Below are 14,611 nucleotides of genomic sequence, written 5' to 3'. Positions count from 1 at the left end.
TCATATAACTTGGCGAGATTAATTACTCGTTGGTCCATCTAGGCGCATTTTGCTCGGCCGTCCGTTCCCAACGGCCGCCGGAGCGTTGTCACCTACGTGGAACCTCGTGAATTCTGGGATCGGAACACCGTCCTGGCGGAAGCTTTCTGTGCCAGCGACGAACGCATGCGTCAGGCACAGGCGTTGCTGGACGAGGCGCAGGCCGAGCGCAGCAGGACACTCGCGGCATTCGCCGTCACGGTCGGCGACGACGGCTCGATCGCGGACTTGATGGGCCTCAACGAACGCGAGGTGCGATTAGCACGTCGCACGGTGGGCCGCACCGACGCGCGCTCCCTCGCCGAGGAACTCCTGAGGCGACCCCCGCAGGCGGCGCCGGAGCCGACGGAAGAACCCCCCGCCGTACCCGAGATCCCCTTGCCGCACCCGCGCGAGGAGATGGTCGTTCCGCCGCCGGACATGGCACCTCCCGCCTCCGCCCCCGCCGCGGCAGCGCCCGTCGAGGTGGAGAACACGGTGTTCTGGTCGCCCAGCATGGACTCCGTGCTGCTGTGGAGCTGGGAGTCCGGCCTCGACCTGCAGACGGTCGCCGCCGAACTCGGCCTGGAGGTGAGGGCGCTGCTGATGCGCGTACAGGAACTCGCCAACGACGGGCTGCTCACGCTCGCGGCCCCGGTCGCCGAGGTGAGCCGGTCCGGGCGGCACCGCCGCCACGAGGACGGGTACGCGACACTGTTCAGCCCCACGGCCACCTTCCCCACCCACGTGCCGTACTGAGCGGACGTCTTTGCCCGCCGCCCCCACGGCGTGGAGCCGGCCGGGACCCCGGCCGGCTCCGCCCCGCCGGTACCGGGTTCAGTGCCGCGCGGCGACCGTGTCGAACCAGCGCACGATCTGGGGACCCGACTTCATGTACGTGGCGTTGTGGCCGGTCGTCCCCTGGTCGACCACCCGGGCCTTGACACCGTGCTCCGCCAGATCGGCCGCGCAGTTGCGGGCGTTGGCGATCGGCACATCGGTGTCGCCCGACGAGGAGTACAGGCGCACGGGCACGTCCGGCTTCCAGGCGCAGTTGCCGTCCTGGGCGCGCACCGCGGCCAGCAGGGCACCGGTGGGGTGCTGGACCTGCCGGTAGTAGTCTTCGGTGAGCAGTTCCTTCAGAGTGCCGGGCAGCGCCGGGATGATCTGCTCCTCGACGTGGTTGGTGTCGAACAGGTCGTCGACGATTCCCGCGTACGGCTCCCGGAACGCTTCGGACGGGTCCTTGTAGAGCGGGTGGAGCCTGTTCTGCGCGGTGAGGAAGTACGTCATGTAGAAGATGCCGCTGATGTCGTTGACCCGGCCGTCGAACAGGGCGGGCGTCTCGGCGTGCTCGATGTCGTACGGCCCCGAGACGGGGGCGAGGGCACGGAGCCTGAAGTGCCGGTCGGCGCCGTTGTCGAGGGCTCTGCCCAGGGCCATCGCGACCTGGCCGCCCTGGGAGAAGCCGCTCGCGTACACATCGCCGGTGAGCGGGCGGTTCAGCCGCTGCGCGGCGGTGCGGGAGGCCCGCAGCATGTCGACGGAGGCGGTGACGGAGGACTTGGTGTCCATGTACGGGTGGCGGCCCGGCCCCTTGCCGAGTCCGAGGTAGTCGGGGGCGGCGACGGCGCGGCCCGCCGAGGCGTGGAGATAGGGGGCGAAGCGGCCGAAGTCCTCGCTGACGGAGGGCGCGTAGTCGCGGTGGGCCATCGTGCCGTGGGTGTCGGAGACCAGGTCCAGTCGGTGCGGGCCCCCCTTGGGGAGGACGAGGAGTCCGGTGGCGGTCGTGGGGGCGCCCTGCGGGGTGACGGTGCGGTAGGTGAGGCGGTAGGCCCGCAGGCCGTGGCGGACGGTGTCGGTCGCCATCCCCCCGGAGGCGAGGAAACGGGCCACGTCGGCGCGGCCGAGGTCGGCCACGGGGGTGAGGGACAGGAGGTCCCCTCTGTCTCGCGCCGCGAGCGTGTGGGAGGACTCGGCCGCACCGACGGGCTGTTGGGCGACGGCGGGCGCGGTGCCGAGTGCGGCCAGGACCACCACGGTGGCGGCGGCCAGTCCACGGCGGGCGGCGCGGCGTCGCTTGTTCCGAGTCGACTGGTTCGTAGCGCTGTTCTTTTCCATGCCCATGACGCTATTCAGCCGGGCGCGGCACGGGTATCGGCCTGGGCCCCCGACCGGAGGTACACCTGACGACACCCCGGCCAGGGGTCTTCCCCGTCGGTGCGGTGCCGGAGCCGCCGAATCCTGCCCGCCGGCCCGCCGTCAGAGCCGCTGGATGATGGTGCCCGTCGCCAGCGCGCCACCCGCGCACATGGTGATCAGTGCGAACTCCTTGTCCCGGCGCTCCAGTTCGTGCAGTGCCGTGGTGATCAGGCGGGCGCCGGTGGCGCCCACCGGGTGGCCGAGCGCGATGGCCCCGCCGTTGACATTGACCTTTTCGAGGTCCTGCCCGAACACCTGGGCCCAGCTCAGCACCACCGAGGCGAAGGCCTCGTTGATCTCGACGATGTCGATGTCCTTGAGCGACATCCCGGCCTTGCCGAGCACCGCGCGGGTCGCGTCGATCGGTCCGTCGAGGTGGAAGTGCGGGTCGGAGCCGACGAGCGCCTGGGCGACGATCCGGGCGCGCGGCTTGAGCTTGAGCGCGCGTGCCATCCGCTTGGACGCCCACATGATCGCGCAGGCGCCGTCGGATATCTGGGAGGAGTTGCCCGCGGTGTGGATCGCGGTGGGCATGACCGGCTTGAGCCGGCCGAGGCCCTCCATCGTGGTGTCCCGCAGCCCCTCGTCCCGGTCGACCAGACGCCACATCCCCTCACCGGCCGCCTGCTCCTCCTCGGTGGTCGGCACCTGGACCGCGTACGTCTCCCGTTTGAACCGCTCCTCGGCCCAGGCGACGGCCGCCCGCTCCTGCGAGATCAGCCCGAGCGAGTCGACGTTCTCCCGGGTCAGGCCGCGGTTGCGGGCGATGCGCTCGGCCGCCTCGAACTGGTTGGGCAGGTCGACGTTCCACTCGTCGGGCCAGGGCTTTCCCGGTCCGTGCTTGGAGCCGCTGCCCAGCGGCACCCGCGACATGGCCTCGACACCACAGCTGATGCCGATGTCGATCACTCCGGCCGCGACCATGTTGGCGACCATGTGCGAGGCCTGCTGCGAGGAGCCGCACTGGCAGTCCACGGTGGTGGCGGCGGTCTCGTACGGAAGGCCCACGGTGAGCCAGGCGTTGCGGGCCGGATTCATGGACTGTTCGCCGGCGTGGGTGACCGTACCGCCGACGATCTGTTCGACGCAGTCGGCGTGGATGCCGGTGCGGCCGAGGAGTTCCCGGTAGGTCTCGCCCAGCAGATAGGCGGGATGCAGATTGGCGAGCGCGCCTCCGCGCTTGCCGATGGGGGTGCGTACGGCTTCGACGATGACGGGTTCCGCGGCCATGAGCTCGTCCTCTCCTCGCCCTTCCGCAGGGGCGTCCCGGCGCCCGCGGAGGTAACTAGTACGCGTTCTAGTTCTGCAGGCAGTCTTGTGGGGCTTACCCCGGGTACGCAAGGGTCTTGCACGCACCTTGCGCCCGCTCCATACCTGCCTCACCCACTCTTCACGCAACAGATCGGGCCACCCCTCTTGCCAGTTGTAGAACTCGTTACTACGTTTCGGGCAACTTCTGATGGGTCGTCAGACAACGTTCGGGCGGCTCTCGGACCGACCTGGAGTTGCCGATGCCCTGCCCCCATCTGCCCGAAGGGTTCGACTTCACCGACCCCGACCTGCTCCAAGCCCGCATTCCGCACCCGGAGTTCGCACAGATGCGGCAGACCGCGCCGGTCTGGTGGTGCACCCAGCCGGCCGGTATCTCCGGTTTCGACGACGAGGGCTACTGGGTCGTCACCCGGCACGCGGACGTCAAGTACGTCTCCACCCACCCCGAACTGTTCTCCTCGCACACCAATACGGCGGTCATCCGCTTCAACGAGTCGATCAGCCGCGACCAGATCGACGTCCAGAAGCTGATCATGCTGAACATGGACCCGCCCGAGCACACCCGGGTCCGCCAGATCGTCCAGCGGGGCTTCACACCCCGGGCGATCCGCTCCCTGGAGCAGGCCCTGCGCAGCCGCGCCCGCTCGATCGTCGAGACGGCTCTCGCCTCCGCCGACGACGACGGTTCGTTCGACTTCGTCACCAACATCGCCGTCGAACTGCCGCTCCAGGCCATCGCCGAACTCATCGGCGTACCGCAGGAGGACCGGTCCAAGATCTTCGACTGGTCCAACAAGATGGCCGCGTACGACGATCCCGAGTACGCGATCACCGAGGAGGTCGGCACCGAGGCGGCCATGGAGATCGTCTCGTACTCGATGAACCTGGCGGCCGCCCGCAAGGAGTGTCCGGCCAAGGACATCGTCTCCCAGCTGGTCGCCGCGGAGGGACAGGGAAATCTCTCCTCCGACGAGTTCGGCTTCTTCGTGATCCTGCTCGCCGTCGCCGGGAACGAGACCACCCGTAACGCCATCAGCCACGGCATGCACGCCTTCCTCACCCACCCCGACGAGTGGGAGCTGTACAAGCGCGAGCGGCCGGAGACCACCGCCGAGGAGATCGTCCGCTGGGCCACTCCCGTGGTCTCCTTCCAGCGGACCGCCACCCAGGACCTCGAACTCGGCGGTCAGCACATCAAGAAGGGCGACAGGGTCGGGCTGTTCTACTCCTCCGCCAACAACGACCCCGAGGTCTTCGAGAACCCGGAGACCTTCGACATCTCCCGCGATCCCAACCCCCACCTCGGCTTCGGCGGCGGCGGTCCGCACTTCTGCCTCGGCAAGTCGCTCGCGGTGATGGAGATCGACCTGATCTTCAACGCGATCGCCGACGTGCTGCCGGACCTGCGACCGGTCGGCGACCCGCGGCGGCTGCGCTCGGCCTGGCTCAACGGGATCAAGCAGCTGCAGGTCAGCACCGCCGCACGCGGTGCGGGCGTCGGTACCGCCGGGGACTGACGGCCCCGCGCCGGCTTCGGGCGGCGGGGGCCGTCTCCCTCATGCCCCGGCCCCCGCCGCCCGTACCGGCTGCCCCGGCCCGAACCCCCGTGCGAAATGAGCGCATCGGCGCGTGGATCATGGCGGGAATGCACGCTCTGCTCTCCGCCTTCGCCCCCATCTGGATCCTCACCGCCATCGGCTGCGCGGCGGGCCGCGGCGGCCTCCTCGGTGTCCAGACGGAAGCGGTGCTCGGCCGCTTCGTCTTCCATGTGGCCATGCCCGCGGCCCTGTTCGGAATGGTCTCCGGGGCGCGGCCGGCCGACTTCGCCAACTCGTCGATGGTGGCCTTCGCGGCGGGTACGACGCTGGTCTGCGGTCTCGGCTTCGTGGCGGCCGGCCGGTTCTTCGGCCGGGGCACGGCCGACCGGGCGATCGGCAGCATGGCGGCCGGCTACATCAATTCCGCCAATCTCGGCATCCCGGTGGCGGTCCAGGTGCTCGGTGACGCGTCGTTCGTCGCCCAGATCATCCTGTTCCAGGTGCTGTTGGTCTCTCCCGTGATCCTGACGCTGCTGGACGCGGGCACGGGGCAGGGGCCGGGGACGGGTACCCGAAAGGGCGTCGTGTTCCGGCGGATGCTGACCATGCCGGTCCGCAACCCGGTCATCATGGCCTCGCTGCTGGGTGTCGTCGTCTCCGCGCTCGGACTCCGGCTGCCGCACGCCCTCGCCCACTCCTGCGACCTGCTCGGTGTCGCCGCGGTGCCGACGGCCCTGATCACGCTGGGCCTCTCCCTGAACGGCCGCCCGGCGACCGGCGGTCCGGCGAAGGAACCCGCGAAGGGCGCCGCGCGCGAAGAAGGAGCGGGGCGTACGGGGCGTACGGGGCACACACGGCGCGCGGAGGTCGTGGTGGCGGTTGCCCTCAAGACGCTGGTCCAGCCGCTGGCCGCGTTCGTCGTCGGTGGCCCGCTGCTGGGTCTGCCGGATCATCAGCTGCTGGCCGTCGTGCTCTGCTCGGCGCTGCCGACTGCTCAGAACGCCTTCATCTACGCCCAGCAGTACGGCCTGGACACCCAGGTGGCCCGCAACTCGGTGGTGGCCTCGACAGTGGTGTCCATGGCCACGCTGTCCCTCGCCACCTGGGCCCTGGGGTCGGCCCCCTGAGCCGTTCGAGTGGCGGACCGGAGCGGATGGACGGATGCTGGTCGAGCGACGATCCATGCCGAAGGGGTCGGGGAACGACGAGTTCGTCCCTCGCACCCCTTCGGCACCTCGGGGTTCCGTCCCCGGACGGCACTCCTCCGGGACACGGTCACCTGCGTTTGCCGCCCACCGCGTCGCCGGTCGATCTCGCGGCCGGACGCGGAGCCGGAACCGCCAGGTCGTCCAGGGGTCTTGCCGCCGCCGGAACGGTCGGCGACCGCAGCTTCCGGGGCCCTGACAGCATGTAGGTCAGTCCGAAGCCGAGCGCCACGACGACCGCGCCGCCCACCGCGTCCAGCACCCAGTGATTGGCCGTGGCCACGATCGCGGAGACCGTGAACAGCGGGTGCAGCGCCCCCAGCGCCTTCATCCACGTCTTCGGGGCCAGCATGACGATGACCACTCCGCACCAGAGCGACCAGCCGAAATGCAGCGAGGGCATCGCCGCGTACTGATTGGTCATCGAGGTCAGCGTTCCGTAGTCCGGCTTCGCGAAGTCCTGGACGCCATGGACCGTGTCGATGAAACCGAGCCCCGGCATCAGCCGTGGAGGGGCCAGCGGATAGAGCCAGAAGCCGACCAGCGCGAGGAGTGTGGCGAAGCCGATGGAGCTGCGGACCCAGCGGTAATCAGCGGGACGCCGTACGTACAGCACGCCGAGGACCGTCAGCGGCACGATGAAGTGGAACGTCGAGTAGTAGAAGTCGAAGAAGTCCCTCAGCCAGACGGCCTTGACGACCGCATGGTTGGCCCAGTGCTCGATGTCGATGTGGAGCCACTGCTCCAGGGCGTGGATCTGGCGGCCATGGTGTTCGGCGGTGCCGCGGCCGGCCGTCGCCGCGAGCCTGACCTGCGCGTACGCGGAGTACACGACCCTGATCAGCAGCAGTTCCAGCAGCAGGTTGGGGCGGCTGAGCACCCGCCGCCAGAACGGCAGCAGGGGGACGCGGCTCCAGCGGGCCGGGGCCGGGACGGCGTGGTCCGCGGACATCGGCTGCTGCCAGTACGGCGAGGTGCGCGACAGGAACGGCGCGGCACAGGCCGCACCGAGCGCCGCGAGCAGCAGGGCGTTGTCGCGTACGGGGAGGAGCACCGCCATGTCCGGCAGCAGCATCTGCGCCGGCAGCGTGATCACGAGCACCACGACCGCCGGCCACATCAGCCGGTCGCAGGCCCGCTTGCCGACCCGGCCGACCACGGCGAGCAGCAGCCACAGCAGCTGGACCTGCCAGGCGGTCGGGGAGACGGCGACGGCGACGCAGCCGGTCACGGCGACAGCGAGGAGCAGCTGCCCGTCGCGCGCGTACCGTACGGCGCGGCGCAGTCCGAGACAGCAGACGGCGGCGGCGAGCACCACGAACAGCACGATCTCGATCGGTCCCGCCAGTCCGAAGCGGAGCAGCGCGCCGTGCAGCGACTGGTTGGCGAGGCTGTCGGGGTCGTCGCCGAGCCCGGCGCCCGCGACATGGTGCACCCAGTAGGTCCACGAGTCGCGTGGCATCGCGGCCCAGGCCAGCGCGGTGCAGGCGGCGAACGCGGCGCCGCCGGTCACGGCCGCCCGCCTGCGGCCGGTGAGCCAGAACAGGATCGCGAAGAGCAGCACGGTCGGCTGGAGCGCGGCCGCGAGGCCGATCAACAGACCGGAGGCGCGTTCTCCGCGCACCGTGAAACAGGCCAGCAGCACCAGCAGGACCGGCAGGATGCTGGTCTGCCCCAGGTGGAACGCGTCACGGACCGGCAGGGAGAGCATCAGCAGGCTGATCGCGACAGGGGCGGCCAGCAGCGCGGTGCGGCGGGTGACCGGGCCCGGCAGCGCGCGGGCCGCGATGATGCCCAGGGCGGCGACGAGCAGCAGCGAACCGAAGGTCCAGGCGACGCCCAGGCTCTGTTCCGCCGCCCTGGTCAGTGGCTTCAGCACCAACCCGGCGAACGGCGTGCCGGTGAACCGGTCGGTGTCGTACAGCGAGCCCGTGACATGCAGGACACCGTTCTCACCGATCCAGGTCTCCAGGTCGGTGAGCCGCTCGCCCGGCGGCTGCCGCAGCACAACCGCCATCTGCCGTACGGCCAGTGCGGCCACGACAATCCAGAGCAGGGCCCGAGCAGCCCTGATCCTCGCCCCCGCCGCCGCGTCTGTGCTCACACTGTGCTCCGCATTCGCCACGCTGCGCCGACCCTCCCGCCGTTTCGGTACCCGTCCCTCGACCCGGGCGTGCTGTGAAACCATCGCATTGCGCAATGAAGTAGACACAATCCACCCCCTCTTCGCCTGACTGCCGTCCTCCTTTTTCCGAAAGAATGTCCGGAAGGACATACCGGTCGGGCGACCGGGCCGGAACCGGGCCGGTGGCTCCCACGTCCTCCACCGTGTTCGTCGATCACGGGGGAGGAAGACGGGACATGCGGTGCGCAGACGGGAAGCGGGGCGCCGGGGACGAGGGGCGTTCATGGGCGGTGCGTGCGCTGTCGCTGGTGCTGATGCTGGTGTCGCTGCAGCTGGGATCGCTGATCAGCCCGGCGTACGCGTGCGGCTGCGGGGCGATGGTCCCGAGCAGGGCGACGCAGGTCTCGGTCGACCGGGAGACATCGGTGGTGGGCTGGGACGGCCGTACCGAGCAGATCGTCATGCGGCTCACGGTGCGCGGGGACGCCCCCGAGGCGGCCTGGATCATGCCGGTACCGCACCGGGCGAGCGTGGAGCTCGGTGATCCGTCGCTCTTCTCCGAGCTGACCACCCTGACCGCGCCGGTTCGGGCGACCAGGCACTACTTCTGGCCGCGCTCGGGCGACTGGCCGTTCGCCGATTCGGGCGACGGCGCCCGGGTGGGCGGACCTTCGGCGGGCGCCCCGCCGGTCCAGGTGGTCGGCCGGGAACGGCTCGGCCCCTTCGATGTGGCACGGCTGGCCGCGACCGACCCCGAGGCACTGCAGAAATGGCTGAAGGACAACGGCTTCGAGCTGCCCGACCGGCTGGCGACGGCGCTCACGCCCTATGTCGACCAGAAGTGGGAGTACGTCGCGATCCGCCTGGCCCCCCGGGACGGGAAGAGCCCGCTCGTCGGCGACCTCGATCCGCTGCGGCTGCGCTTCGCCAGCGACCGGCTGGTGTACCCGATGCGGCTCTCGAAGCTCGCCGCGACGCCGCAGCGGCTGGGCCTGTACGTCCTGGCCGCGCACCGGATGGAGCCGCGCGGCGCGATCGGCGGCGATGCGCCGCAGGTGACGTACGCGGGCAGGCTCGACCCCCGGTCGCCAGGGGGCGACACCGGGGCGCTGGAGGCGGTGACGGGCGGCAAGCCGGTGTTCCTCACCGCGATCGAGCAGTCGTTCCCGCACCCGGAACGGATCGACGGCGACCACGAACTGCGCGCGGCCGGGGCGGACGCCCCGTACCGGACCATGGTGTACACGGACAGGCTGCTGACCGTGGGCGGCATCCCCGTCTGGGTGCTGTCGCTGCTGGGGGCCGTACTGGTGGCGGCCGGGTCGGCGCTGCTGGTGCTGCGGGTCCGACGGCGACGGCCGGTGGCGCCTCCGCCTCCGGTCGTGGTTCCGCCGCCGCTGGGGTGAGTGCCCGCTCGTCATCCGAACGCTTGCATGCGGGGTGAAACGCCGGCTCCACCGATCCGTCCCGCCGTCGATCCGGTCGCCGCCGGCCGTGTCTCCCTGTGGACTCCGTCCCGCTTACGGCCCGGTGCACTCCCTGTCGTGCACCAGGCCGTTATCCGTTCGATCCCGTGTTCCCACCCGCGTCACAATGACCGGCATGACCTGGACCACGGCCCCCGAACCCTTCGACTCCCCCGACGCCGCGCTGCTGCGTCGTGACTACTACGACGAGGTCGCCAGCCGCTACTGGGGGCGGCCCGCGACCGCCGAGGAGATCGACGAGGGGCTCGCCGACGACGGCGCCGACCGGCTCGTCCCGCCCACCGGACAGTTCGTCGTCGGCCGGTTCGGCGGGAAGCCCGCGGCCTGCGCCGGACTGCTGGTGGTGGACGCGGACATCGCGGAGCTGACCCGGGTGTTCGTGCGCCCGGAGTTCCGCGGCACGGGCGGTGGCGGACTGCTCCTGGCGGCCGTCGAGAGCGCGGCGCGCGGCTTCGGCGTACGCACGGTCAGGCTCGACACCCGCAACGACCTCGTCGAGGCACGGGGGCTCTACGCCAAGCACGGCTATCGGGAGGTCCCGGCGTTCCACCGGCGCCAGTACGCGGAGCACTGGTTCGCCAAGGATCTCCGGCTCCAGGGCAGGCCGTAGCGGCTCACGCGGGCCACACGGGACGGGAGAAGCGGCTCAGACAGGCCACGCGGGTCCGGCCGCGTGGTCCCGCCTCGGCTCGGGGCTGTGGGGCCGTTCCCTGCTCGACCCGTTCGTCTCGGCGGTCAGCTCCGCCACGAGTCCGACCAGGTCGGTCGGCCGGTCCGGCCCCCACCAGTCGCCCAGCAGCTCGGCCATCGACTCCTCGCGGGCCGCCGCGAGCTTCACCACCACCTCCGCACCGCTCTCGGTGAGCACCAGTTGCACGCCTTCGCGGCGGACCAGTCCGCGCACCTCCAGTTGTCGCGCCGCCTCGTTGATCACCCGTAGCGGCACCGGGGCGGCCTCGGCGAGCGCGGCCGGCTCGACCGTGCCGTGACGCTTTATGCGCAGCAGCATCCAGCTCGCCGCGGGCAGCAGGTCGTACCCCGCCCTCGCGGTGATCTTCACGTAGACCTCGCGACGCCCCTCGCGGGTGGCGAGCACCGAGAGGGCTCGGGCGCATTCGTCGTACGAGGACCGCTCGACCGGGTTCGACGCCAGGGTCTCGCTGGGCTCCGGGGCGGTCACCGAACCGCGCAGCCTGTCCTCCTTGAGGAACCAGGCGAAGACGAAGGCGACCAGGACGACGGGTGCCGCGTACAGGAACACGTCGGTGATGGAGGTCGAGTACGCGTGCAGGACCGCCGGCCGGAGCGCGGGCGGCAGCCGGCCGATGGCGCGCGGGTCGGCGGCCAGTCCCTGGGCACTGGCCCCGGTGGGCAGGGTGCGGCCGGCCAGCGCCGCGGTCAGTTTGGCGGTGAGGCGGTTGGTGAAGATCGTGCCGAAGACGGCGACACCGAACGAGGCGCCGATGGAGCGGAAGAAGGTGGCACCGGACGTGGCGACACCGAGGTCCTCGTACGTGACGGCGTTCTGCACGACCAGGACGAGAACCTGCATCACCAGACCGAGGCCGGCTCCGAAGACGAAGAAGTAGACGCTCATCTCCAAGGTGCTGCTGGTCTCCGTGAGCCGGTGCAGGAGCTGCAGGCCGATCGCGGTGACGCCGGTGCCCGCGATCGGGAAGACCTTCCAGCGGCCCGTACGGCTCACGATCTGCCCGGACACGGTCGAGGTGAGAAGCAGACCGAACACCATCGGAAGCATGTGCACACCGGACATCGTCGGCGTGATGTTGTGCACCACCTGCAGGAACGTCGGCAGATAGGTCATCGCGCCGAACATCGCGAAGCCGACGACGAAGCTGATGACGGCGACGAGGCTGAAGGTCCTGATCCGGAACAGCTTCAGCGGGATGACGGGCTCCGCGGCGCGGCGTTCCACGTGCACGAAGGCGATCAGCAGCAGCACGCTCAGAACGGCGAGAGCGACGATCTGCGCCGAGCCCCACGCCCAGGTGGTGCCGCCGAGCGAGGCGACGAGGACCAGGCAGGTGGCGACGGAGGCGATGAGGAAGGTGCCGAGGTAGTCGATGGCGTGCTGTGTGCGGTGGACCGGGATGTGCAGCACCGCGGCAATCACGAGGAGTGCGACGACGCCGATCGGCAGGTTGATGTAGAAGACCCAGCGCCAGCTGAGATGTTCGGTGAAGAACCCGCCGAGAAGCGGCCCGAGGACGCTCGTCGTACCGAAGACCGCACCGAACAGACCCTGGTACTTGCCTCGTTCGCGCGGCGCGACGATGTCGCCGACGATCGCCATCGAGAGCACGATCAGGCCGCCGCCGCCGAGACCCTGAAGGGCCCGGAAGGCGATGAGCTGTGGCATGTTCTGGGCGATGCCGCAGAGCGCCGAGCCGATGAGGAAGATGACGATCGCGGTCTGGAAGAGCTTCTTGCGCCCGTACTGGTCGCCGAGCTTGCCCCAGAGCGGAGTCGCGGCGGTCGACGCCAGCAGATAGGCCGTGACCACCCAGGAGAGGTGTTCCAGACCGCCGAGGTCGCTCACGATGGTCGGCAGCGCGGTGGAGACGATGGTCTGGTCGAGTGCGGCCAGGAGCATTCCGAGGAGCAGCGCACCTATGGCCACCATGACCGACCGCGTGGAACGGCCTTCACCGGGGGCCGGGGCCGCGGCCTGGGGGCTCAGGTGCTGGGCCATAGAACATCTTCTCCTCGGGTCCACTACCTCCCCATCCTGGCTGTTCTGCGCGGTTATGGCCTGCCGAGCAGCACCCGAGAGGAACGGCCTGGAGGGACCGGGGCCGGTCGGGACGGCCCCGCGGGGAAACGACAGGACGGTCGGGGGCGGGCGCCACGGTGCGGCATGGACCGGGATACCGCATTTCGGTACGGCATTGGGCATCTCGGTGGCGGGCTGCATAATCGCAGGCAGTTCAAGGGGAGGGGCCCACAATGACCGGACATATGTGCCCGGAGTGCGGTATGGACAGAAGACCGCCGGACGAGGGACGGAGACCCGGCGGGGAACCGACCGGAAGACCCGGGTCCGGACAGGGCTGCGGATGCGGGGAGCGGGAGACGCAGCGCGGCGACGAGCTACGCAGAGCCGCCGAGCAGCAACGGGTCGCCGAGCGGTCGGCGGCCGACAGGGCAGAGATCGCGGCAGCGGAGGACTTCGATCCGCTACGGATCCGGCCGTACGTGACACTGGGGGTCGACGAGACTCCGGCCACCGACGACGAGCCGCAGCGGCAGGACTCGCACCACCGGCCGGCGGGAGATCCGGCCACGACGATGCCGCTCCTTCTCGGCCGGCAGACGGCGGGGCCAGCGCCGGACGCCGTCGAAACGGCCGAAGCGGGCGGCGCGACGGCCGCCCTGCCGCCCCTCGCGCCGAACTCCGCGCAATATCCCGCGCCACCCTTCGCCCGGCCCCACGCCGAGGGGGCCGCGTCGGCCTCGGGACCGGCCTCCGCCGCGCCCTTCGCACCCGACGCCGATCCCGTTCGGCCTCGTCGGAGACGGCCCTTCGCGGCACTCGCCGTGGGTACGGCCGTGATCGCGGTGGTGGGCACGGCGGCGTTCGCAGGGGGACTGTTCGACGGAAGCGACAACGGGGACGCAGACCGGGAAACGGCCCTGCCGACCACGGCGGCGAGCATCCCTGGGGCGAGCATCCCGGCGAAGGAGTCGGCACCGGCCTCCGTGTCGCCCCCGCCCTCCGGAACGGCGTCCACGTCTCCGTCCGCGCCCGCGTCCGCATCGCCCTCGGTGAGCGCCTCACCGTCACCGTCCGCGTCCGCGACCTCGCAACCCGCCACGACCCCGCCCCCGGTGCCCACGCCGCCCGCGAGCCGTCCGGCGTCGGTCGCACCGCCCGCGCCACCGGCAGGTCCCACGCTGCGCCCCGGCGACCAGGGACCCGAGGTGGCCGAGCTGCAGCGTCGATTGGAGGAGATCTGGCTGTTCCACGGACGGGACGACGGCGACTACACGGGGCAGGTCGAGCACGCCGTGAGCGTCTACCAGTCGTACAAGGCGATCGAGGGTGATCAGCCCGGGGTGTACGGACCCCGCACGCGCCGCGCGCTGGAGGCGGAGACGACGGGACGGGGCCGCCCCTGAGCGCCGTGCCGAAGGACCCCGTCCGACACGGAATTGGCTTTCCGCGACAGCTTTTTGTATCGTGATGGAACAAAGTAGCCTCCGCCCGCCACCCCCTGACCGGCGGGCGAGGCTGCTTGCTCTCCTCACCTGCGCTTTCGCCTCCCGGCTCGACGCCGCCGAGTCCGAGCAGCCCAAGGCGACCACGCCGGAACTGCTCGCACCGCAAGCCGAAGGGGGCCGCTCCTCCGGAAGAGCGGCCCCCAACTGTCTTTGATTACTTGATAGTCGAGTCTGACTCGATGGGCGCTACGCCCGCAATATGGCAAATAGTCTCAGCAGCAGGAACGTTGTGTACCGATTCGCATCCCCGGTCGACAGCGAGGATGCCAGTAACGACATAAAAGGCGACGGCTGCGGTAGACGCAGCAACGGCCGCCACGACCTTGACACGGCGGCCCCAGCTCGGCGCCCCGCGGTTCACACAGGCAGTGGGTTCGGAAACGATGGTCGAAAGGTCAAACTCTGCTAGCGGCGCAGCGCCATTGGTACTTCGCTCATGTGACTGACGGCACATTTCATTTTCTCCTTACGGATGGAAAGATCGCCGAGCTTCGTGCTAGGCAACTCCAGCGTACGCACCGA

Annotated in this window: 10 protein-coding genes; 6 read left to right on the top strand and 4 right to left on the bottom strand. The window is 70.4% G+C overall.

The window, feature by feature from the left end:
- Positions 1–165: 165 nt before the first annotated feature.
- Positions 166–777, top strand: coding sequence for a hypothetical protein (locus tag ACIOHC_RS03270; protein ID WP_351086660.1), 612 nt, complete (start codon positions 166–168; stop codon positions 775–777).
- Positions 778–855: 78 nt separating this feature from the next.
- Here the strand turns inward: ACIOHC_RS03270 and ACIOHC_RS03265 are convergent, their stop codons facing one another.
- Both ACIOHC_RS03265 and ACIOHC_RS03260 read right to left on the bottom strand, forming a co-directional pair.
- Positions 856–2,139: an alpha/beta hydrolase gene (locus tag ACIOHC_RS03265; RefSeq protein ID WP_351086658.1), complete on the bottom strand. Its 1,284-nt coding sequence runs from the start codon at positions 2,137–2,139 to the stop codon at positions 856–858.
- A gap of 141 nt (positions 2,140–2,280) precedes the next feature.
- Complete coding sequence (locus ACIOHC_RS03260; RefSeq protein ID WP_351086656.1) at positions 2,281–3,450, bottom strand: steroid 3-ketoacyl-CoA thiolase; 1,170 nt, start codon at positions 3,448–3,450, stop codon at positions 2,281–2,283.
- A 281-nt stretch (positions 3,451–3,731) separates the two neighbouring features.
- Between ACIOHC_RS03260 and ACIOHC_RS03255 the strand changes: the two genes are divergently transcribed.
- Entirely contained in the window at positions 3,732–5,009 is a 1,278-nt protein-coding gene (locus tag ACIOHC_RS03255; RefSeq protein ID WP_351086653.1) for a cytochrome P450, read from the top strand.
- A 128-nt stretch (positions 5,010–5,137) separates the two neighbouring features.
- On the top strand, positions 5,138–6,157 hold the full coding sequence (locus tag ACIOHC_RS03250; protein ID WP_365688335.1) for an AEC family transporter: 1,020 nt from the start codon (positions 5,138–5,140) through the stop codon (positions 6,155–6,157).
- 148 nt (positions 6,158–6,305) lie between these two features.
- Here the strand turns inward: ACIOHC_RS03250 and ACIOHC_RS03245 are convergent, their stop codons facing one another.
- Positions 6,306–8,252, bottom strand: a complete 1,947-nt coding sequence (locus tag ACIOHC_RS03245) for a bifunctional glycosyltransferase 87/phosphatase PAP2 family protein (protein WP_365688443.1) — start codon at positions 8,250–8,252, stop codon at positions 6,306–6,308.
- A gap of 422 nt (positions 8,253–8,674) precedes the next feature.
- On the opposite strand from ACIOHC_RS03245, the gene ACIOHC_RS03240 reads away from it, so the two are divergent.
- Complete coding sequence (locus ACIOHC_RS03240; protein WP_365688442.1) at positions 8,675–9,766, top strand: DUF2330 domain-containing protein; 1,092 nt, start codon at positions 8,675–8,677, stop codon at positions 9,764–9,766.
- Positions 9,767–9,962: 196 nt separating this feature from the next.
- Positions 9,963–10,457 carry a GNAT family N-acetyltransferase gene (locus tag ACIOHC_RS03235; protein WP_365688333.1) on the top strand — a complete coding sequence of 165 codons (495 nt, stop codon included), beginning with the start codon at positions 9,963–9,965 and terminating at the stop codon, positions 10,455–10,457.
- 36 nt (positions 10,458–10,493) lie between these two features.
- Here ACIOHC_RS03235 and ACIOHC_RS03230 read toward each other — a convergent pair whose 3' ends face one another.
- Positions 10,494–12,560, bottom strand: a complete 2,067-nt coding sequence (locus ACIOHC_RS03230) for an MDR family MFS transporter (RefSeq protein ID WP_365688332.1) — start codon at positions 12,558–12,560, stop codon at positions 10,494–10,496.
- 284 nt (positions 12,561–12,844) lie between these two features.
- On the opposite strand from ACIOHC_RS03230, the gene ACIOHC_RS03225 reads away from it, so the two are divergent.
- Positions 12,845–13,987, top strand: coding sequence for a peptidoglycan-binding domain-containing protein (locus ACIOHC_RS03225; protein ID WP_365688330.1), 1,143 nt, complete (start codon positions 12,845–12,847; stop codon positions 13,985–13,987).
- The last annotated feature ends 624 nt before the right edge of the window (positions 13,988–14,611 follow it).

Source organism: Streptomyces sp. NPDC088252, assembly GCF_044740965.1.
GTDB lineage: Bacteria > Actinomycetota > Actinomycetes > Streptomycetales > Streptomycetaceae > Streptomyces.
Note: the sequence above shows the minus strand (reverse complement) of the source record. Positions and strands in the feature narration are given on the sequence as shown.

Coding starts and splice junctions, on each gene's coding strand:
- ACIOHC_RS03260 (WP_351086656.1), bottom strand. CDS start 3,450: ATGGCCGCGGAACCCGTCATCGTCGAAGCCGTACGCACCCCCATCGGC.
- ACIOHC_RS03255 (WP_351086653.1), top strand. CDS start 3,732: ATGCCCTGCCCCCATCTGCCCGAAGGGTTCGACTTCACCGACCCCGAC.
- ACIOHC_RS03240 (WP_365688442.1), top strand. CDS start 8,675: ATGCTGGTGTCGCTGCAGCTGGGATCGCTGATCAGCCCGGCGTACGCG.
- ACIOHC_RS03245 (WP_365688443.1), bottom strand. CDS start 8,252: ATGGCGGTTGTGCTGCGGCAGCCGCCGGGCGAGCGGCTCACCGACCTG.
- ACIOHC_RS03270 (WP_351086660.1), top strand. CDS start 166: ATGCGTCAGGCACAGGCGTTGCTGGACGAGGCGCAGGCCGAGCGCAGC.
- ACIOHC_RS03230 (WP_365688332.1), bottom strand. CDS start 12,560: ATGGCCCAGCACCTGAGCCCCCAGGCCGCGGCCCCGGCCCCCGGTGAA.
- ACIOHC_RS03250 (WP_365688335.1), top strand. CDS start 5,138: ATGCACGCTCTGCTCTCCGCCTTCGCCCCCATCTGGATCCTCACCGCC.
- ACIOHC_RS03235 (WP_365688333.1), top strand. CDS start 9,963: ATGACCTGGACCACGGCCCCCGAACCCTTCGACTCCCCCGACGCCGCG.
- ACIOHC_RS03265 (WP_351086658.1), bottom strand. CDS start 2,139: ATGGAAAAGAACAGCGCTACGAACCAGTCGACTCGGAACAAGCGACGC.
- ACIOHC_RS03225 (WP_365688330.1), top strand. CDS start 12,845: ATGGACAGAAGACCGCCGGACGAGGGACGGAGACCCGGCGGGGAACCG.